The organism is Natrinema hispanicum (assembly GCF_004217335.1).
GTDB classification, from domain to species: Archaea; Halobacteriota; Halobacteria; order Halobacteriales; family Natrialbaceae; genus Natrinema; species Natrinema hispanicum.
Genome location: NZ_SHMP01000006.1, coordinates 248,488 through 268,401, shown reverse-complemented (window position 1 = coordinate 268,401; position 19,914 = coordinate 248,488). Strand labels below are relative to the sequence as shown.

The window sequence follows — 19,914 nt, the reverse complement described above, 5'->3', positions numbered from 1 at the left end:
TCCACGCCCCCAGTTGGCGATGGAGAGAAGTCACTCGAGCCGAATGATTTGATATAGCGGGAAGCGGTGTATCAGGCTGAAACGAACCGACCGCCGACAGCAGACTACGTTCGAAATGATACGAGATCGATCCGATATCGAAGCCGGGATCGTCGGGCTCGGCAACATCGGCCAGTACCACGCAGAACGGCTCGTCGAGCACGGCGTGACACTCGCCGGTGGCATGGACGTCGCCACCGAGGCGCGAACGCGCTTTGCCCGTCGGTACGACGTCGACGTCTACGACGATCACCACGACTTGTACGATACCGTCGACGCCGTCATCATCACGACACCGAACAAGTACCACGAAGAGTACGCGATCGACGCCTTTGAGCGCGATATTCACGTGTTACTCGAGAAGCCACTGGCTCACTCCCTCGAGAGCGCACAGCGGATCGCCGAGGCAGCAGCGGGCTCGGACGGCTACGCGATGGTGGGGTTTAACAACCGATTTGCGAACGCGGTTCAGATCGTGAAAAACCGTATCAACCGGGGTGAACTCGGCGACGTGTCGCACGTCGAGGCCAACTACGTCCGTCGACGCGGGATCCCGGGACGGGGGACGTGGTTCACCCACCGACAGATCGCTGGCGGTGGCGCACTCATCGATCTGGGTGTCCACGCCATCGATCTGGCGTTGTATCTGCTCGGATACCCCGAGGTCGAGGAGGTCAGCGGCGTTGCTCGCAGCGAGTTCGGCTCTCGCGAGGAGTATGCCTACCTCGACATGTGGGCCGACGATGCGGGTCCCGACGGCTTCGACGTCGACGACTCCGCCAGCGCCTTCATCCGGTGTGCGGGCAACAGAACGATCTCACTCGAGGTCGCGTGGGCGACCAACCGGCCGGCGACCCACGAGTTCATTACTCGCGGCACCGACGCCGCTGCCCGGTTCGATCTCCTCGAAGGCGACCTCTCTCTCTACTCGGCGAGCAGCGTCGGTCCCGACCACCTCGAGGACACGTCGATCGAGACACGCCAGAACGACACTCACTCGGACGAACAGGTGGCCTTTTTCGACCGGATCATCAACGACGGAACGCGCCAAAACACCGTCGAGGAGGCACTCGCAGTCCAGCGAGTCATCGACGGAATCTACGACTCGAGCGACAAAGGCGAGACAGTCTCGCTCGAGAACTGAGACCGCCGAATGAGGCGGTACGGGTTACAGCAGCCGTTCTGGTCACGGTAGTACCTCGACACCAGAGAGCGGCTGACGAGCAATATCGGGCACGACGTTTACAATACTGAGCCACCAACGTACGGTATGGAAACACCACCCGAACTGGAAGCTGCAGCCGGCGAGACGACAGATATCACGATCACCAACCGCGAATATGAAGACGAGAGCATCATTGCCGTCGATTTTGGCCCCGGCGGCGAGACGCCGACGGTCGACATCGTCGATGACACGGCGATCGTCGTCGTCGGCGACGAGCAGTTCGAGTTCGATGTCCCGGAGGATGCCAGCGATGTGACCGTCAACGACGGGATTCTGACGATCAGCGGCTGATCCAGATCACCGTCCGTCAGTTCCCGGAAGTGGCGTCGACGGTCACCGCCTACTGCCGCTCCCGAGTGCCTGCCAGCCGTCGTTTTATCTCGCCAGGTGTGGTCGCTGCCCCCATGGAGATCGGCGTTCACACTCCGCCGCTGGCCGACGAATCGCTCGAGGAAGCGCTGCCGTATCTCGACAACCTCGGCGTCGGCGCGATCGAGCCCGGTGTCGGCGGTCACCCGGGGCAAGCTCATCTCACCCGTTCGGCGTACCTCGACGACGAGCGCGCACAGGCCGAACTCGCCGACCTACTCGCGGAGTACGACATGCACATTAGCGCGCTTGCGACGCATAACAATCCCTTGCACCCCGACGATGAGCGCGCCACACAGGCCGACACCGAGCTCCGCGAAGCGATCCGGCTGGCCGCCCAGCTCGAGGTCGACGCAGTCACCTGCTTCTCGGGGCTGCCAGCGGGCAGTCCGAGCGACGAGACGCCCAACTGGATCACCGCACCCTGGCCGCCACAACACGCCGAGGCACTCGAGTACCAGTGGGAACAGGCAATCGAGTACTGGGGTGAACTCGCAGCGTACGCTGCCGACCACGAGGTCGACATCGCGATCGAGATGCACCCGAATATGTTGATCTACGAGCCACACGGGCTGGCACGGCTGCGCGAGGCAACTGGCGAGCGAATCGGCGCAAACTTCGACCCCTCGCATCTCTACTGGCAGGGGATCACGATCACCGACGCGATCCGGTATCTGGGCGAGCGCGACGCGATCCACCACGTCCACGCAAAGGATACCCAAATCTACGACGCACAGGCCCGCGAGAAAGGCGTACTCGATACGACGCCGTACGACGACGAGCCCAACCGATCGTGGCTGTTCCGCTCGGTAGGCTACGGCCACGGCGAAGCCCACTGGAAGGATATCGTTTCCACGCTGCGGATGGTCGGCTATGACGGTGCGTTGAGCATCGAACACGAGGACTCCCTGACCAGCTCCCGGGAGGGCCTCGAGAAAGCGATCGATCTACTGCAGCGCGCGCGCTTCGAGACTCAGCCCGGCGAAGCGTACTGGACCGAGTAAGCGGCGAGACTACTCCTCGATCGGCTGGCCGGTCGAGTCACTCGACGAGCGGTCACGGACCTCGACATCGCACCCGGGACGGACGGCGATCTCGTAGCCCTCGTACTCGAGGTGGACCACCACGTTGCTGGCACCACCGCCGGTGGTGGTGAACAGATCGTCGAGTGCCTCCGGATTGACGACCGTAAACAGCGGGTCGTATTCCGGGGGCTCGACATCAGTCACGTCGATGCCCTCTTCGGAAGCGATGGCCGCGATGATCGCCTGTGATGGCGATCTCCCCCCATCGGGCACCGACGTTTCATCCGGCATGGACATACTAGCACCGTAGAGATACATATTGATAAGTATATTGGCTAATTCAGTGGTTGAGTGGATGATAGTAACGTTTCTGCTCGTGTTTTGGGGCGGAGCCAATCGAGTGTCGATGTCAGATCGCCGTTGTGGCGATTACTCACCACGTGCCCGTTCGAACAGGCCGATCGCTTGTTCCCGGCGGTCGGCGTGGTCGACGATCGGCGCTGGATACTCGGGAGCAATCTGCTCTCGTTCAGCCGGCGCTAACTCATGCCAGCTGTGGATCTCCGCGGCAGTTGCATCGGCAAGTTCGGGGACGTACTCGCGGATGTACTCGCCGTCGGGATCGTACTCGCGGCCCTGTTTCATCGGATTGAACACCCGGAAGTACGGCTGGGCGTCAGTGCCGGTCGAGCCCGCCCACTGCCAGCCGCCGACGTCGTTTGCGGTGTCGTGATCCGCGAGTTTCGCCCGGAACCAGTCGTAGCCCGCCCGCCAGTCGGTCAGCAGGTCCTTGGTCAGAAACGAGGCGACGAGCATCCGCACGCGGTTGTGCATCCACCCTTCCGCACGAAGCTGGCGCATCCCCGCGTCGACGATCGGATACCCCGTCTCGCCGGCTTTCCAGGCCTCGAGTTCGGCCGGGTCGTTCTGCCACTCGATCTCGTTCTCGTAGCCGCTGAAGTTCTCGGTGACGGTCTCGGGGTTGAACTCGAGCACGTGCGCGTAAAACTCCCGCCAGGCGAGTTGGCGTTGGAACGCACGGACGTTCTCGCGGTCGTCGTCCGTCGGCGCGCGCTCGGCGGCTCGCTCCGTTGCGGCGTACAGTTCCCGCGGGCCGATCGTCCCCCACTTGAGATGTGGGGAGAGCCGCGAGGTCCCGCTCTCGGCGGGGTAATCGCGTCGCGCTGCGTAGTCGTAGATCGGCCCCGCACAGAACGCCGCGACGCGCTCTCGAGCCGCGGCCGTCGTCACCGTCGGTGGTGTCGCCGCCGGCTCGTCGAAACCCAGATCCGCAAGCGACGGAATCGGGTCGTCCGAGACGTCCGCGAGGTCGTCCGTGTCGGGCTCGTCGGCTGGGTCCCGTTTCTCGCGGTCGCGCCACTTCTTCCAGAAGTACGAAAACACCGAGTAATGCTTACCCTGATTCGGCGTGATCGACCCCGGTTCGTGGTGGATCGCGTCGTGGACTGACTCACAGGCGACGCCGTCGTCCTCGAGCGCTGCCCGAACTGCTCGATCGCGCTCCGCTGCGAGCCCGCTGTAGTCCTCGTTCCAGACGACGCGCGTCGCGTCGTATTCGGCTGCGACCTCGGGGACGACCGCACTCGCCTCGCCGCGGACGACGAGCAGGTTGCTCCCGCGCTCGCGGTACCACGCCCGCAGGTCGTCGAGGGCCTCGAGCAAACACGCGACCCGGATCGGTGAGGCGTACTCGAGGATGGTCGGATCGAGGACGAACAGCGGGACGACCGGCCCATCACCAGCGGCACGTGCGAGCCCGCGATTGTCGTTCGGGCGGAGATCCCGGCGGTGCCAGTGTACGATCACACTCGACTTGACGACTCGAGGCGGGAAAATATCGTGTTACCGGCGATCCGTGAGCGACGGCCGCGCTCGCATGGCATGACGGATAGTCTTTCACTGGTGAAACTAGTGGTTTGGAGACATTAACGGAGTAAAGAGAGTTTTCTATTCGTTTGTATGTTGTCCATAACAATGTCAGTGTCTCCGGGTAAGTGTGGTGTGGAACCAGTCCTCATGTAATCGGGGCGCACCGATCCTCGCCGATCGGTCGCGGCCACCCACGGGGACGGCCACGAGAGACAGCTATGAAACTCGCACTCATCGGCTTCGGTCAGGCAGGCGGGAAGGTCGTCGACGAGTTCCTGGCGTTCGATGCTCGGATCGGTGGCGGCTTCGTCGAATCGGCGATCGCGGTTAACTCCGCGACGACAGATCTCAAGGGGCTCGAGCACGTCCCGATGGAAAACCGCGTTCTCATCGGCCAGGCTCGCGTTAAGGGCCACGGCGTCGGCGCGGACAACGAACTCGGTGCAGAGATCGCCAAAGCGGACAGCGACGAGATTCAGGCCGCGATCGATCGAATCCCGATCCACGAGATCGACGCGTTCCTCGTCGTCGCCGGCATGGGCGGTGGCACCGGGAGCGGCGGCGCGCCGGTTCTCGCGAGACAGTTGAAACGGATCTACACCCAGCCGGTCTACGGGCTGGGTCTCCTTCCCGGGACGGACGAGGGCAGCATCTACACGCTCAACGCCGCCCGGTCATTCCGGACGTTCGTCGACGAGGTCGACAACCTCCTGGTCTTCGACAACGACGCCTGGCGCAGCGCCGGCGAATCCGTCGGCAGCGGCTACGACCGCATCAACCGCGAAATCGTCGAGCGATTCGGCCTCCTCTTTGCTGCTGGCGAAGTTCAGCAGGGCGACCACGTCGCCGAGAGCGTCGTCGACTCCTCGGAGATCATCAACACGCTCTCGAACGGCGTCTCGACCATCGGCTACGCGAGCGAGACCGTCGAGACGAACGACGGACTCCTCTCCTCGCTGACCGGCGGTAGCGAGACGTTGGACGACGGAGCGGCAACCAACCGGCTGACCAGTCTCGTCCGCAAGGCAACCCTCGGTCGGCTGACGCTGCCCTGTGACGTTGCCAGTGCCGACCGTGGCCTCGTCGTCGCCAGCGGGCCGCCAGCGTACCTCAACCGGAAGGGCGTCGAGCGCGGCCGCCAGTGGCTCGAGGACGAGACCGGCAGCATGGAGATCCGCGGCGGCGACTACCCGATTCCCGAGCGCGACGAGGTCGGCGCGATCGTCCTGCTGTCGGGTGTGACCGACGTCCCGCGAATCGACCAGCTCCAGCAGGTCGCGATCGAGACACAGGAGACGACCGCGGACGTCCAAGCCAGCGCCGACGAGGAGTTCGCGTCGCTGATGGACACTGGCGGCGAACTCGACGCGCTGTTTTAATCGAGACGTGCGATCCGTCTCGTCCTCGAGCGAGCCGTCCTCTCGAAGCCGGCAATTTCGTCCACAGGGTCGAACAGGGCGACTAAGGGAGCTCGAGACGGATACCCGCGTAATGGCTGCTACTTCTGTTTCGCGAATCGAGGTCGGCGGGGACGGGCCCGAAGGAGGGAATAGCGCGTATCTCGTCGCCGATCGCGCCGTCATCGACCCCGGGCCGCCGACCGAACGGGCGTGGCAAGAGCTGCATACGGGCCTCAAACGCGCCGGCGTGACTCCCACATCCCTCGAGTACGTCCTCGTCACCCATTGGCACGCCGATCACGCCGGGCTCGCGCCCCGACTGGCCGAGACAGCCGACGCGACGCTCGCAATGGGTGCCGGCGACGCGGCCCTAGTGGCGGACTACGCACGTGAACGCGAGCGCCGCCTCGAGCGTGACGCCGCAGTGATGCGACGCTGTGGCGTGCCGACGGCAGCAGTCGATAGCGTGATCGACGGTGATTCGGTCTCTCCGATACCCGACGAGACGCCGGTCGAACGGCTCACGGACGGGGATCGAGTCGCGGGGCTCGAGGCCGTTGCGACGCCCGGCCACACGCTCGGCCATACGGCCTTCGCCGGCGACGGCTTCCTGCTGGTCGGCGACGCCGTGTTGCCGACCGTTACACCGAACGTCGGGGGCAGCGATACCCGGACGCTCCGGAACGGCGGACGCGAGTCAGCGGTAGCGTCCGCGACCGACGCCACCGAATTGGGGATCGAACGCGATCCGCTCGGGGCGTTTCGTGCGACGCTCGAGCGACTCGCCGATCGCTCAGATCGGCTGTTGGCCGGTCACGGATCTGGAATCGAACGGGGGCGCATCGCGGAGATTCTGGATCACCACCGGGAACGGTCCCAGCGGGTACTCGCAGCGCTCGAGGACGGCGAGCCGACGGCAGCCGCGAAAACGCCGTGGGAGGTCGCCTGCCAACTGTTCGGCGACCTCGAGGGTATCCACGTCAAGTTCGGTGCCGGCGAAGCGACGGCACACCTGCAAGCGCTCGAGCGCGAGGGCCTGGTCGAACGGGTCGCCGACGGCCCCGTCCAGTACGACATCGTCCGCTGAGGTCCGATCGAACGGGATTTTGGGTCGTAGGTGGCGATTACCACGTCACATCGGTATCGAATCCCGTGTCAGTTCGTATAACGAGACAATAACGAATTGTGATATTCACAACTGACCGCTCATGAGGAGTCGAGAGGACGGTACCACGACGCAGTCGACAGTGCGGAAAGCGCTCGAGACGGTTCTGTTCCGGACGGACGACCGAACGGTCATCGAAGAGTGTCGACGCTGTGGGACCACGCTCGAGTCCGTGTCGACGTGTCCGGCCTGTGGCAGCAACGACATTGTCGAGTATCGGATTCGGTGATGTCCGTGATCGGCGCTGCAGCGGCGTAATTACTCCGAGATCGGGATGGCATCGGTATCGATCTCCTCTCGCCTGCCGTCGAGTACCGCAAAGCGCTCGCCGCGGCGTGACTCGAGCCAAACGAGTAGTCGCTCGGCCCACTCGAGTTTGCGGGCTTTCGCCGCGTCGACTGTGGGGTCGTCGAAATCCCAGCCAACGAACGTGAGGCGTGCAGCGCCGACGTGGTCCGCCAGAAACGCCGCGCGGTCGCCGTCGGTGAAGCCACCGTAGTTTCTGACGAAGCCGCGAGGCGCGGCCTGCGTTGTCGGGATGACGTATGCAGCGTCACAATTGGGGACAACCGCACGGGTCGCGTCGAGATTGTCGCCGTGGGCGTGGACCGCGACCGGAACGCCCCGTTCGGTGAGGTCCACGACAGTATCGGGATTCTTGTCGAGGTCGGTCACCATGCAGTCGACCGCGATCCCATGGCTCGCGAGGGTGTCGACGGCGGTCGAGGCGGCGACGACGGCGTCGGCCGCGCGCGCTCGCTCGAGAGCCTGCTCGGTCTCGAGTGATGGGCCAGCACCGGCGACGGCGACGGTCGCGTCACGGATGCGCGAGAGATCGGCGGGGTCGAACGACGTCTCGAGCAGCGACGCGAGGAGATCACGCCCGCGCTCGTCGCCGGCCCGGTCGTAGCCGAAATCGTCCAAGATCGCCTCGTAGACCGGTTCCCACTCGTCGAACTCCATAGTCGGCTCGTGCTCGGCGCTGGACGGGTTTGTGTGTTCGGTCTCGACCGACACCAAAGAACGGACCCAGTCGTCACTGGGCAACGTAGTACCACAATAATTCCGTGTTGTGGGCCGGGGGTCACCTCCAAAGTACCCCTACCCGGGAGGCTACCCGGCGTCCACTCGCTCATTTTCAACCCTCCGGCATAAGCTTTCTCTTAACGCAGCAGTCCTGACAGCTTTTCAGCGAAATCCCCGAGACTGCTTTTTCCACCCGATAGCTCGCCAGCAACGCCGGAAACGTCGGCTGTTGATCCGACGAGCAAGCACGTCCCGTCAGCCGTCCGTCTGACGGCCGCTCCCTGGTCGGCCGCGACGGCCGCCAGCCGGTCGCTGGCATCAGGATCGAGCCCATCGACCTCGAGGAGTTGGCCCTGCCAGTCGTCGGCCACCGCTGGATCGACGCCGCGCTCGCGGAGTTGCGTCCGGAACTCGCGGGTGGAGTGGACGTCCAGTTGTGAGATCGTGATCCCGTCTGCGGTCGCGCTCGCGCGCTCGGTAAACGCCTTCCCGATCAGGGCCGCGTCCCGCGTCTCGGCCACGTCGTGGGTCCGGATCACGTGTGCGCCGCGCTCGACGGCCATCGACGTTGCCGCAAGGCTGACCGGCAGTCGCTCGTCGGTCTCGCGGCCCGCGATTTCGCCGAGGAAGTTCTTTCGATTGATAGAGACCAGCATCGGTCGCTCGAGCGCGCGAAACTCCCGCAGTCGGCGGAACGTCTCACGATCGTCGGCGAGCGTCTGGGACTCGCTCCAGCCGCCAAAGGCAGGGTCGATAATCGTCTTGTCGGTCAGGCCGTTCTGCTTCAGTGCTTCGTAGACTTGATCGACGTAGTCAGCATCTGCAGCCCACGCAGGCGATTTCCGGGCGGCCCAGTCGGTCTCCTCGACGGCACCCGGCCGCTCTATATCCGGTGGGCTCGCCATCTTCGCGACCGCGGCGTCGTGGTCCTCGCAGACGGTGGGCAGCTCCGGATCGGCGAAGCCACAGATGTCGTTGACCATGTCAAAGCCCTGCGAGAGGGCCTCGTCGGCGACCGCTGCATAGCGGGTCTCGATCGAGAAGATCGCATCCCCGGAGACGCTCTCGATCGTCTCGAGCGCGAGATGGAGCCGCTCGAGTTCCTGCTCGGCCGAGAGCACGTCGAAGCGTTTGTTGGCCGACTCGAGGCCGATATCGACGATGTCGGCCCCTTCACCGATCAGTTCCTCGTCGACATACCGGGCCGCCTCGCCGGGGTCGTCGTAGACACTCGGATCGTACGGCGACTCTTCGCTGATGTTCAACACACCCATGATCCGGGGCGGATACTCGTCACCGATCCCCAGTCCGGCGGCGTCGACGCTGTCCATATCCCGTCTGTGGAAGCGACGCCAAAAGGTATCGTGGTTCCGGCGAACGGTGCTCGCTCACGTCGGCTGAGTCGGGGAGCCAAGACCGACACGATGGAAAGCGAAAACCTGGCAGCCGGTAGGCTACTCGTCGTCTTCCAAGACGGCCAGCCGTGAGTCTCGCAAGAGTACTTTCTTGACGATCGAGGGGTTCTCGAGCAGGCGGTGTTTCGCGTGTGCGCCGCGGCCGCGCCCGCGTCCTTCGCGTTCGGACTGGATGACGTTGAGGAAGTTCTGTTCCTGGAGGATCTCCTGGACCCGGCGTTCGGAGAGGACATCGAAGTCGAGCTGGCGGGCGACTTCCTTGTACTGGTTGTAGATGATCTTCGTCGGGAACTCCTTTTCCGAGCTGTTCTCGGTCAGCAGCGTCAGCGAGTAGAGAATCGCCTTGGCCTGCTGGGGCGAGCCCTCGATCAACTCGTTGAACCGGTCGGCCTCGGTCTTCTCTTTGGCGTCGCGGACGTGGTCGGCCGTGACCTGAGACTCGTTTCGTTTCTTGGCGATCCGGCCGGCGTTCCGGAGGATGTCGATCGCCTTGCGCGCGTCACCGTGTTCCTGGGCCGCGAGGGCGGCCGTTAGCGGAATCACGTCGTCGGAGAGCACGCCGTCGTGGAAGGCGTCGCGGCGTTTCTCGAGAATCTCGACGAGCTGGTTGGCATCGTACGGTGAGAAGACGAGTTCGTCACGCGAGAGGCTCGACTTGACGCGTTCGGAGAGGTGATCCGGGAAGTCGATCTTGTTCGAGATGCCGATAATGCCGATGCTCGAGTCCGAAATCCGGCGGTTCTCCCCGGCTCGCGATAGTTTGCGGAGGACCTCGTCGTCCTCGAGCATGTCGATCTCGTCTAAAATGACGATGGTGACATCAGTGCAGTGGTCGACGGCCTGCCAGAGACGCTTGTAGTAATCGCCGGTCCCCAGGCCGCGGTCGGGAACAGTGATCCCGCTCTCGTCGGGGTCGTTGACGAGTTGGGCGATTGTCTTGACGATCGACGCTTCCGTGTTCTGTTCGCCACAGTCGATGAAGGCGTACTTTACGGTGACGTCGTCGTGTTCGGCTTCCGTGATGACGCGCTGGGTGACCGACCGTGAAATAAGTGACTTGCCGGTCCCAGTCTTGCCGAAGATGAACAGGTGGTTGGGTTCGCTCCCGAAAATCGCCGGGTTCAGGGCGTCCGCAACCCGTTGCATCTGCTCGTCACGCCCGACGATCCGATCCGGACCGGGCAGGTGCGTGATCTCGAGCAGACGCTCGTCGGCAAAGACCGGATCGTCGTACCGAAAGAGCGGGTCTCGATCGTCGTTGGCGGACATTGCGTTACTCCGCCCCTTTCAACTGGACTGAAATAAAGCTGTGGAGATCGCTCGCGAGTGTAAACCTGCCGTCAGAGCGTCGCAACGTGGCATTCCTAGCCGTATACCTGAGAGTTGCTCGAACCGCCGCCCTCGCGCTTCTAACCGCTCGCGGTGGCTACCCCCACCCCCATCGCGAGTGTAAGGCTCGGATGCTCGACCCGGTCAGCGACACGTTGGCTTGGGTTTCGGCTCCACGGCCCCGTCCGACAGCCACGGACGGAATTCCGCAGCGACCGTCGAAATCTCACTCGAGAGCGACTCGAGTGACTGATTTATCGATTATCGACCGGGGACACACCCCCCTCGCGTTTGTAACGCCGTGAGGGTTGGGGTGGTCGAGATTGATCGTCGAATATCCGGAAGAAAACACCGGTTTTGAGCCGAATTTACATCCGCGATACTGGTGTGTTCCAAATCAGAACCCACACACGGATATGGAGTTACAAACGCGAGGGGGGTGTGTCCCTCTCACACTCCGCTTTCAGAGCCGATACACGAATTCTGCCCCGTTCTGAGCGCTCTCCGGTCGAAAATACATTCGCTAGTGTCCCCCGTCGTTTTACGACGCAAGACGAGAACAGCTACTATAGAGTGTTCTGACACTAGTATAGTACTAGTGTAGTTATAGTGCTAATAATTATAGTACTAGTATAATACTAGTCTATCTAGCACTAGTCTATCTAGCTCTCTTCTCTAGGAATATATCTCTAGAACATCTAGAGAAGTCGATTCTCGACAGCCGTCGCTACCTCGTCGTCGGTCATCTCACCATCGAACCGCGAACGCGTCTCTTTTTGCGGTCCCACTCCGAATCTCGGCTATGAATCCGACGGCCACAGCGTTTCAGTCACGATCGCCGTCTCCCAGCGACTCGTTTGGCGACCTGACTGCACCGACTCGTCTCGAGTTCGTCTCACCTTCGTCCCAATGACCGACGATTCGCCATCACCCGAGCCACCTGCCAGTCGAACGCCGCCAGCGGTTGCGGTCGTCGACGCACAGTCGCCCGGCAACGTCGGCACCATCGCCCGCGCGATGAAGAACTTCGGCTTCGAGGACCTCCTGCTCGTCGACCCACCCGAACTCGATCCCGACGGCGAGGCCTACGGCTTCGCCGGCCACGCACGCGAGGACGTGCTGCCGAACGCCGACGAGATCAGCTTCGACCACCTCGTCGAGAATTATCATACGATCGGCTGTACGGCGGTGACGAACGAAGACGACAACAGCCACGTTCGATTCCCCTATTCGACGCCCGCCGACCTCGCCGACCGGCTCCCGACCGTCGAGGCACCGACCGCGCTCGTTTTCGGCCGCGAACGCGTCGGCCTGACGAACGAGGAACTGACCCGGATCGACGAAATCTGCTCGATCCCGGCAAACGCCGACTATCCCGTCCTCAACCTCGGACAGGCTGCCACGATCACGCTCTACGAACTCCGGTCGCTGACCCTCGGTGACGAGACGCAGTTACCCGACGTCGAGCGCGTCCGCGCTCCCGAGCCGACTGTCGATCGGCTCTACGACCAATGGAGCGCCCTCCTCGAGGAACTCAACCACCCCGCGGAGAAACACGACAAGACGATGCGGATGGTCCGACGGGTATTCGGTCGGGCCGACGTGACCGAACGCGAGGCAAACACACTGCTTGGGATTCTCCGTCGGGCAACCGAACGGCCGGCCGAGAACAGTGACAGTGTGTGATACGACATCTCGCAAGTCAGTACAATAATACGGATTCAGTGACCATCTCCACAGGATGACTGACATTCGTCGCCGAAACGCGCTCGGATTGCTCGCTGGCGGAATGGCGCTTCTCGCCGGCTGCTCGTCGTCGTCCGGCGGAAACGGCAACGGGAATGGAAATTCCAATGACAGTAGCACAGATACCGCCGACAGTGGGAACACGAACGCGGCTGCGCGGACGCTCCCGCCGTACGCTTCGATGCTACCGACGACCGATCAACCGGCGTACTTCTACGGAGCGATCGACGTCGGGACGATGTCGACCCTGCTCGAAGACCAGGGTGCCGAGGCGGGCAAAGAGCCGACGGACCCACTCGTCGGTAACCCTGTCGTCGTCGCACTCCTCAGTTCGTTCGGACTCGAAAAGCTGGCCACATCCGCCGGTTTCAACGCATACAACGAGAACAACGAGACCGCCAACGGAGAAGAACAGTTCGTCTATGCCGACGGCGTGTACGCGCTCGTGGGCTCGTACGACCGCGACGGCATTACAACCGATCTCGAGGCTGCTGGATACACCCTCGAGACCGAGTCCGACGGATACGCTGTCTATGCTGACAGCGGAAGCGACGAGATCGTCGGTGTCACGGAGACTGTCTACGCATATTCGTATCCCAACGCAGCCGACTCGTCGTTCGACCCGGCGGCCGCCGTCGAGCGAACAGTCGCGACAGCAGCCGGCGACCGAACACCGAAACACGAGGCCGACGGTGACTTCGAGCAACTGCTTCGTGCCGGCGAAAACAGTGGTATCGCCTGCTGTCTCTACACAGCGAACGACGCGTTCGCGTCGGGGACGCTCTCGGACGATCAGACGAGCACCGAGAACGGATTACAGTTCGAATTCGGTGCGTTCGAGGGCGCATACGGCGTCCATCAGAACCTTTCGGTCACCGGTAGCGATACCGCAACCGCACGCGCCACCGTCAGCTACAGCAGTGATGAGGTGATCGATAAAGGAAAACTCGAGTCCTCGCTGGGAACGGAAGCGAACACGGCCACAGTCAACCGCGCCGAGACGACAGTGACGGTCGACGCCGAGTACGGCGGGGAGTTCGCTCGCGAGTGATTGCGTGCGGTCGTCCTGACGCGCTGACTACCGGGTCGCGACGGGTGACGGGTCACGCTCGTTCGTGAGTTCAACTGGCTGTGGCTCGTATCGTCCGGTTTCGGTGATGGTTCCGATCCACCCACAGTCACTGCAGGCGAACAGTCCTTGGCCGTCGACCAGCGTTCCGCCACAGTCGGGACACGTATTCGTCGCAGACGCGCGCGTGTCCTCGCGTGTGACCGAGCCGAGCGGTTCCGGCACCTCGCCGGTTCTGAGCGTGGCGATCGCCTCGTCGGTCGTGTACGTCTCCTCGGTTCGCTCGTCCGTGTGTGGGAACACACCGACCAGTTCGTCGTCGGCGTACACCTCGAGACACAGGAGCGGCGTCACCAGCCGGTCTCGCGTCTTGCCGGTCACCTGTGACGTCGTCGACCGCTCCCGGAACGGCGGTCGGATGCTCACGCCGCGGCCGTCAGCCCACTGTGCGAACCGGTCATAGGTGTCGATGACCTCCTGATACGGACTCTCATCGGTGAGTGCGACTTCCTGGGGCCAACTGCGCAGGAGCAACTCGTCGATCGCGCCCTCGGACTCGCAAGCCTGCAGTGTCTCGATCTGCTCGTCGATCGGCTCGAGCAATAACGGTGCGCGCACGTGACAAACCGCTGTAAGCGCCGTGGTCTCGGAATCTCGCGTCTCGGACATTGGTCATGCAATCGGCCAACGTGCGTGCTGATAAATGTTTCCGCCAGTGCAGGTATTCGAGGTTTCACGCTTCAAAATAGTATAATGGTAACAATCCACACGGGCCTGTGGGCGATATGTCGGGTGCCGCTCAGAACAGTCAGTCCATCAGAGCCCGAAGCAGATCTGCCGGCTGCGGAGCGACGTCGCTGGCGCACGCCGAACGTCTTCACGAGGTCGTAGCCGACCGCTCCTCGAGGATCGAGCGGAGCAACGACCGGAGCGCCCGGCGTTTGATGACGACGAAGCCGGCGAGGATCGTCACCAGCCCGACGAGCGTCAGTGAGTCGACGACATGTCCCAGCGCGAGCCAGCTGACGCCCATCGCAACGACCGGCTCGGCGTAGCTGACGAGGATGACCTGTGTCGCACCGCTTCGCTCGAGCAGTTCGAAGTAGAGCAAGAAGGCGAACACGCCGGAGACGATCGTCAGGTAGCCAAACGAAAGCAGCATCTCGGCGGTTAGCTCGACCGCCGCGACCGATTCGCCGCGCAGCGACGACCACCCCAACAACACACCCGCGCCGATGAGCATCGCCCACGCCTGGAGCGTCTCGAGTGGCAACGCCGCCGCGTCGATCGGCCGAACGAGGACGCTGCCGAGAGCGAACGCGACCGCGGAGGCAAACACGAGCGTCGCACCCACAGTGACCTCACCCGCGAGCGCGTCGGGTGAGGGCTGGACGATCGCGATCACGCCAGCGAGCCCGAGCACGAAGCCGACGACGCCAGCGGGTGCGAGCCGTTCCGACGGGAGGATGACGCCAGCGAACGCTGCCGTCAGGATCGGTGCTGTGCTGACAACGGTCGCTGCCACAGCCCCCGAGACGTACAGTTCGCCGAGGTACAACAGCCCGTGATAGAGCGCGATGACGAAGACGCCGGCGACCGTGACGGCAAGCCACTCCGCCTTCCCTCGTGGTCGCGTACGATCGGCCACGACGACCGCGTATCCGAGAACGATCACGCCCGCGAGCGCATAGCGAAGCCCGGCAAACAAAAGCGGCGGCACGTACTCGAGGCCGATCTCGATTGCGACGAATGAACTGCCCCAGCAGAGTGCGAGTATCGAAAAGAGCACCGCATCACGGTACCCATCTGGCACTGAACCGATCGTAGTCATACACGGTTCGGAAACAACTGTTCTATTTAGATGCTTCTACAAGCAACCGCGAATTCCTGAATTACAAATCACACATACGAATGTCATCCGAAGGATGAACTATAGCAGGAATTAGTCTTGTAGATTTCTCCAATTACATCGGTCGGAAGACACATACGGACTGCCGTCCGACGCGGTCGTATGGACGACCGCGACGTGCGCCTGCTCAAGGCGATCGCTGAACTCGAGACTGGCAGCCCCGAACAGCTCCACGAGGCGACTGGTATCCCGGTCTCGACGATCCACTATCGGCTCAACAATCTCCGCGAAGAAGGGATCATCGCAAACGACCGCTACGAAATCGACCTCGAGGAACTCGGCCTCGGCGTCACCGTGCTGGTCGAGATCCACGCCGACTATCAGGGCTCCTACGAGGAGTTCGCGGATCGGCTGTTGACCGTCGAGGGCGTCACGAACGTCTACTTCACGATGGGCGAGACGGATTTCATCGTTATCGCGCGACTGAGCGGCAGCGAGATGGTCGAGCGGCTGATCGCCGAGTTCGAACAGCTCGAGGGCGTCGACCGAACCGTCTCGACGTTCGTCATCTCGGCGGTCGAAGAACGGGACGCCTTACAGAGCTACAGTCTCGAGACGCTGCTCGAGGAGCTAGTCGAGACCTGACAAGCAGCGTGAACCATCCCAAACGCGTCGCATCTCTCATTCGAGCGGCTCTGCTTCGGGGAACTGATAGCTCCCATCGAGGATCTCCGCGCGCGGCTCGTAGAGCCGAACCGTGTAGTTCCACCCCGCCGGCGTATAGAGGAAGTTCGGCTGGTCGGGATCGCCGCCGAAGTGAATCGTGACGCTGCCGTCGTCGGCTCGCTCTGCGGTCACGTTGTTGATCGCGTACGCGTCGTACTCGTTTTCCTCGAGGTACCAGTCGCTGTTATAGACGGTGACCGACCAGTATCCGTCGACGGGGACGTCCTCGACGGTGAGCGTGTATGGCGTGTCGCCGTCGTTCCGTTCGGGCGTTCGCCAGAGGACAAACTCGTCCGTCTCCGGACTGCCGCCCCAGCCGACCGCGGTGCCGAGGTAGTGCTTGATGGGATCGACCTCGTCGACGTCGCCCCACACGCCCCGGGAGTCCTCCATCGTCTCTCCAACCGTGATGAGCGCATTGCGGATTTCCTCGAGCGACTCCTGATCCCAGTTGGGAATCTCGAACGTTCCGGGCGATCGTTGACTCGCCGTGAGCCCGTCCTGGATGGCATGAACGGCCTCTATGTCGTCCGGATCGTTCGGGTCGACCAACGTGCGGACCAGGACCAGACAGTACCGTGTCCCGACTTCGTCCTGTGTCAGCGTGTATTCGCCGGCAGTCGTGGACGACCCCTTCACGTAGTGATCTTGATTGATGACGATCAGCAACTGGTAGCGGTCACCAGTGTCCGGTTGGGTGACGGTGACTGGCTCCGTCAGATCGAAGACGCCAGCCGAGTAGAGCGTATCACGATTCATCTGGATGACGTCCTGCTGGTCGATGGGGACTGGCTCCCGGATGTGATAGAACTCGCCGAATCCGCCCAGCTCGGCGTAGCTCGCGAAGTACGTGTCCGACTCTGCGCGCGTGTAATTCTCCCACGTTACTGGAACGGACTCGTCGTCGGTTGTCTCGGTTCGGGTTTGGCGAGCGGTCGCCTCCGAGAAGTTCTGGCTCGCGCTGGCGCTGCCGACGCCAAGCGCGAGCGCGCCGGCGAGACCAGTCCCGCGAAGCGCGGTTCGGCGCGTCGTTCGCATCCATTCGGAGTCCGATTCGTCCCTCGTGTGCTGTGTCTCGTTGCACATACCCATGTTTCTCCGAGCGCCCCACAGCGGCCGTGCGGGCGACTCAACGGGTCACACACCAGCGCTCCATATAATACGAAGACGCGACTAGCCTGCACTCTCTTGACATGATGAGGGTATAAACTGGATGTTACTCACTGCACCCACTACGCTGGCTCCCCGTGCCGTCCCTGCAGCGGAGCGTCGCGAACACCGGCAGTAAACGAGTCGCGGTATCGACGCCTGTTAGGCGCGTTTTTGAATCTCTTCGCGCAGCAGTTGGCTCACTAGGTCACCGTCTGCCTTGCCACGAAGCGCGCCCATGCACTCTCCCATGAGCCCGGAGAACGCCTGCATGCCCTCGTCTTCGACTTGCGACTCGTTGCGCTCGACGACCTCGACGACGGCCTCGCGGACCTCGTCCTCGTCGGCACCGCCGAGTCCGGCGTCTTCGGCTGCCGCCTCGGCCGTCTGGTCTGGCTTCTCTGCCAGTTCCGTCAACAGGTCCGGCACGCCTTCGTTGGGCAAGTCGCCGTCCTCGACCATGCCCAGCACGTTCGTAATGTGTTCCTCGGTGAGCGCCTCGACGGGGACGTCGTCGCGCCGGAGTTCGGTCAGCGTCGACTCGAGCGTCGTCGCAGCCAGCGTCGGATCGACTCCGTCGGCGACCACGTCTTCGAATAGCGGCATGTACTTCCCGTAAGCGACCTGCTCGGCCAGCCCTTCGCCGAGATCGTACTCGTCCTGATAGCGCTCGACCTTTGCGGTGAGGAGTTCGGGTTCGGGCACCTCGCTCGGATCGGGTTCGACCGGCGGGACGTCCGTCTCGGGGTACATCCGCGCCGCGCCGGGCAGCGGCCGCAGGTAGCGGGTGGTGCCGTCGTCGTTCGCACCGCGGGTTTCTTCGGGCACGCCCTCGAGCGCGGTCGCGGCCCGGTCGGCGACGGCATCGATGGCGTTTGCGGCGATGTCGGTCTCGTCGGCGACGATCGCGACGGCGTCCTCGGGATCGGCACCGACTGCATCGCGCAGGGCCGTGACCTCTTCGTCGGTGACGCCGTAGGCGGGGAGTTCGTCGGTGTGGAAGATCCCGCCCGCGCCGTGGCGCTTGGCGTGATCCGAGAACTCGGTGCCGAGGCGGCGGTCGGGTGCGATCTCACGCCCGACGAGGCCGTCGAAGCCGTAGAGCGGCACCGCCATCACGGAGCCACCCGAATTCAGCGCGCCCTGAATGACGCCGCTGTCGGTGTCCTCGAAGACCGCAGTCACGTCCTGCGTGTCGCCGACCGACGCGTCACGTTCCTCGAGTTCGTCACGGATCGCGACAAGTTCGACCTGTCGGCCGACCTCGTTGTGGACGATATCGTCGATGTCGTCTAAGCTTTGGACACCCTTGATCTCGACGCGGGCACCCTCCTCGATGGAGACATTGACGTCCTGACGGATCGTCCCCAGGCCGCGTTTGACCTTCCCCGTCGAGCGCAACAGCATCCCAATCCGTTCGGCAGCCTCGAGGGCCTGCTCGGGCGTCGAAATGTCCGGACGGGTGCCGATCTCGACCAGTGGGATCCCCAGTCGGTCAAGGCTGTAGCGCACCCCGTCGTCGGTTTCTTCGACGCGCTGGGCGCTTTCTTCCTCGAGCATGAGATCCTCAATGCCGACGGCCCCGTCGCTCGTCTCGATTTCGCCGTCGGTGGCGACCAGCGACGAGCGCTGGAAGCCGCTCGTGTTCGACCCGTCGACGACGATCTTGCGCATGACGTGAGCCTGATCGACCGGGTTCATGTCCATCAGCTGGGCGATCTCGAGCACCGTCTCGAGGGCTTCGTCGTCGAGTTCGTGAGGTGGCTCGTCGTCTTCCTCGACGAGACAGGTCGAGTCGTAGGCGAGGTATTCGAACTCGCGTTCGACCATGCTCTCCTCGACGGCGGCGTCGTCGAGTTCGCCCAGTTCGCTCCGGGTGGGGTGGAGATAGCGCGTGAACGACCGCGTCGCCGCGTCGGGTTCGCGGAGGTCGGTCGGACACTGGCAGAACAGCTTCGTCGCCGTGTCGAGTTGCTGGTGGATCTCCAGCCCGGCGACGAGTCCGAGGGCCTCGTAATCGTACTCGGTCATTGGCGGCCACTCGGAGGCGGAGGGGTAAAAAACCGTCCAGTCCGCTCGCGGGATGACAGTGTCATACCGCCGGTCATAATTTAACGTCCGATTCGGTAACTACAGATGCGAACTATCTATATCGTGCGAATGTTAGAAATAGTATTAGTCACTGCCTTTCAATTCGTCTATCTGCTTTTCTAACTCACGACGGTTGTAATATTGTTCACCCATCGCAAATCCCAGTATCAGCCCCAAACCGGCCCCAACTACGTTGAAAAGGAAAAATCCAATAACCATACAGATAACGCCGGGAATGAGAATTGAGGAGCTTTTTGTAGTCACATTTAATGACGAATACATTCTTATTTATATTATTTGTGTAGAGGGTAGCGAACAGGTGGCCGGCTGTACTTACCGGAATCACGAGTGCTTCTGCACACGGAAACCGTGCTACTATCGGCTGCGGAGTCAGTACCAAC

18 protein-coding genes are annotated in these 19,914 nt (G+C 62.8%); 9 read left to right on the top strand and 9 right to left on the bottom strand.

What is annotated here, in order from left to right; translation table 11 throughout:
- Window positions 1–115 precede the first annotated feature (115 nt).
- The 3 genes from BDK88_RS15780 (at window position 116) to BDK88_RS15770 (ending at window position 2,637) form a co-directional block, all read left to right on the top strand.
- Complete coding sequence (locus tag BDK88_RS15780; protein WP_130501277.1) at window positions 116–1,183, top strand: Gfo/Idh/MocA family protein; 1,068 nt, start codon at window positions 116–118, stop codon at window positions 1,181–1,183.
- 126 nt (window positions 1,184–1,309) lie between these two features.
- Window positions 1,310–1,555, top strand: a complete 246-nt coding sequence (locus BDK88_RS15775) for a DUF7127 family protein (protein WP_130501276.1) — start codon at window positions 1,310–1,312, stop codon at window positions 1,553–1,555.
- A 113-nt stretch (window positions 1,556–1,668) separates the two neighbouring features.
- The gene (locus BDK88_RS15770) at window positions 1,669–2,637 is read left to right on the top strand and encodes a sugar phosphate isomerase/epimerase family protein (protein WP_130501275.1); all 969 of its coding nucleotides are present in this window, start codon (window positions 1,669–1,671) and stop codon (window positions 2,635–2,637) included.
- Between the two features lie 9 nt (window positions 2,638–2,646).
- On the opposite strand, the gene BDK88_RS15765 is transcribed toward BDK88_RS15770, so the two are convergent.
- Together BDK88_RS15765 and BDK88_RS15760 are read right to left on the bottom strand one after the other, a co-directional pair.
- Window positions 2,647–2,955: a HalOD1 output domain-containing protein gene (locus BDK88_RS15765; protein ID WP_130501274.1), complete on the bottom strand. Its 309-nt coding sequence runs from the start codon at window positions 2,953–2,955 to the stop codon at window positions 2,647–2,649.
- Between the two features lie 132 nt (window positions 2,956–3,087).
- Window positions 3,088–4,485 carry a cryptochrome/photolyase family protein gene (locus BDK88_RS15760; protein ID WP_130501273.1) on the bottom strand — a complete coding sequence of 466 codons (1,398 nt, stop codon included), beginning with the start codon at window positions 4,483–4,485 and terminating at the stop codon, window positions 3,088–3,090.
- 281 nt (window positions 4,486–4,766) lie between these two features.
- Here BDK88_RS15760 and BDK88_RS15755 point away from each other — a divergent pair, with 281 nt between their 5' ends.
- The 3 genes from BDK88_RS15755 to BDK88_RS15745 all read left to right on the top strand — a co-directional run bounded on the left by BDK88_RS15755 (window position 4,767) and on the right by BDK88_RS15745 (window position 7,342).
- Window positions 4,767–5,927: a tubulin/FtsZ family protein gene (locus tag BDK88_RS15755; protein ID WP_130501272.1), complete on the top strand. Its 1,161-nt coding sequence runs from the start codon at window positions 4,767–4,769 to the stop codon at window positions 5,925–5,927.
- A 112-nt stretch (window positions 5,928–6,039) separates the two neighbouring features.
- Window positions 6,040–7,035: an MBL fold metallo-hydrolase gene (locus BDK88_RS15750; protein WP_130501271.1), complete on the top strand. Its 996-nt coding sequence runs from the start codon at window positions 6,040–6,042 to the stop codon at window positions 7,033–7,035.
- Between the two features lie 121 nt (window positions 7,036–7,156).
- A complete protein-coding gene (locus BDK88_RS15745; protein WP_130501270.1) occupies window positions 7,157–7,342 on the top strand; it encodes a hypothetical protein in 186 nt (61 codons plus the stop codon).
- A 29-nt stretch (window positions 7,343–7,371) separates the two neighbouring features.
- Here BDK88_RS15745 and BDK88_RS15740 read toward each other — a convergent pair whose 3' ends face one another.
- From BDK88_RS15740 to BDK88_RS15730, 3 genes are all read right to left on the bottom strand, one after another.
- Window positions 7,372–8,076, bottom strand: coding sequence for a 6-hydroxymethylpterin diphosphokinase MptE-like protein (locus BDK88_RS15740; RefSeq protein ID WP_130501269.1), 705 nt, complete (start codon window positions 8,074–8,076; stop codon window positions 7,372–7,374).
- A 200-nt stretch (window positions 8,077–8,276) separates the two neighbouring features.
- On the bottom strand, window positions 8,277–9,470 hold the full coding sequence (gene folP / locus BDK88_RS15735; RefSeq protein ID WP_130501268.1) for a dihydropteroate synthase: 1,194 nt from the start codon (window positions 9,468–9,470) through the stop codon (window positions 8,277–8,279).
- A 123-nt stretch (window positions 9,471–9,593) separates the two neighbouring features.
- Window positions 9,594–10,823 carry a Cdc6/Cdc18 family protein gene (locus BDK88_RS15730; RefSeq protein ID WP_008014438.1) on the bottom strand — a complete coding sequence of 410 codons (1,230 nt, stop codon included), beginning with the start codon at window positions 10,821–10,823 and terminating at the stop codon, window positions 9,594–9,596.
- Between the two features lie 969 nt (window positions 10,824–11,792).
- Between BDK88_RS15730 and BDK88_RS15725 the strand changes: the two genes are divergently transcribed.
- Window positions 11,793–12,569, top strand: coding sequence for an RNA methyltransferase (locus tag BDK88_RS15725; RefSeq protein ID WP_130501267.1), 777 nt, complete (start codon window positions 11,793–11,795; stop codon window positions 12,567–12,569).
- 55 nt (window positions 12,570–12,624) lie between these two features.
- Window positions 12,625–13,680, top strand: coding sequence for a hypothetical protein (locus BDK88_RS15720; RefSeq protein ID WP_130501266.1), 1,056 nt, complete (start codon window positions 12,625–12,627; stop codon window positions 13,678–13,680).
- Window positions 13,681–13,707: 27 nt separating this feature from the next.
- On the opposite strand, the gene BDK88_RS15715 is transcribed toward BDK88_RS15720, so the two are convergent.
- Together BDK88_RS15715 and BDK88_RS15710 are read right to left on the bottom strand one after the other, a co-directional pair.
- Window positions 13,708–14,367, bottom strand: coding sequence for an HTH domain-containing protein (locus tag BDK88_RS15715; RefSeq protein ID WP_207225303.1), 660 nt, complete (start codon window positions 14,365–14,367; stop codon window positions 13,708–13,710).
- A gap of 208 nt (window positions 14,368–14,575) precedes the next feature.
- Entirely contained in the window at window positions 14,576–15,529 is a 954-nt protein-coding gene (locus tag BDK88_RS15710) for a DMT family transporter (RefSeq protein ID WP_130501265.1), read from the bottom strand.
- A gap of 180 nt (window positions 15,530–15,709) precedes the next feature.
- Between BDK88_RS15710 and BDK88_RS15705 the strand changes: the two genes are divergently transcribed.
- Window positions 15,710–16,192 (top strand): Lrp/AsnC family transcriptional regulator, encoded by a 483-nt coding sequence (locus tag BDK88_RS15705; protein WP_130501264.1) that lies wholly within the window; start codon window positions 15,710–15,712, stop codon window positions 16,190–16,192.
- A gap of 36 nt (window positions 16,193–16,228) precedes the next feature.
- On the opposite strand, the gene BDK88_RS15700 is transcribed toward BDK88_RS15705, so the two are convergent.
- Window positions 16,229–17,311, bottom strand: a complete 1,083-nt coding sequence (locus tag BDK88_RS15700; RefSeq protein WP_242611682.1) for a DUF1214 domain-containing protein — start codon at window positions 17,309–17,311, stop codon at window positions 16,229–16,231.
- Between the two features lie 273 nt (window positions 17,312–17,584).
- The gene (gene gatE / locus BDK88_RS15695) at window positions 17,585–19,453 is read right to left on the bottom strand and encodes a Glu-tRNA(Gln) amidotransferase subunit GatE (RefSeq protein WP_130501263.1); all 1,869 of its coding nucleotides are present in this window, start codon (window positions 19,451–19,453) and stop codon (window positions 17,585–17,587) included.
- Window positions 19,454–19,914: the final 461 nt, after the last annotated feature.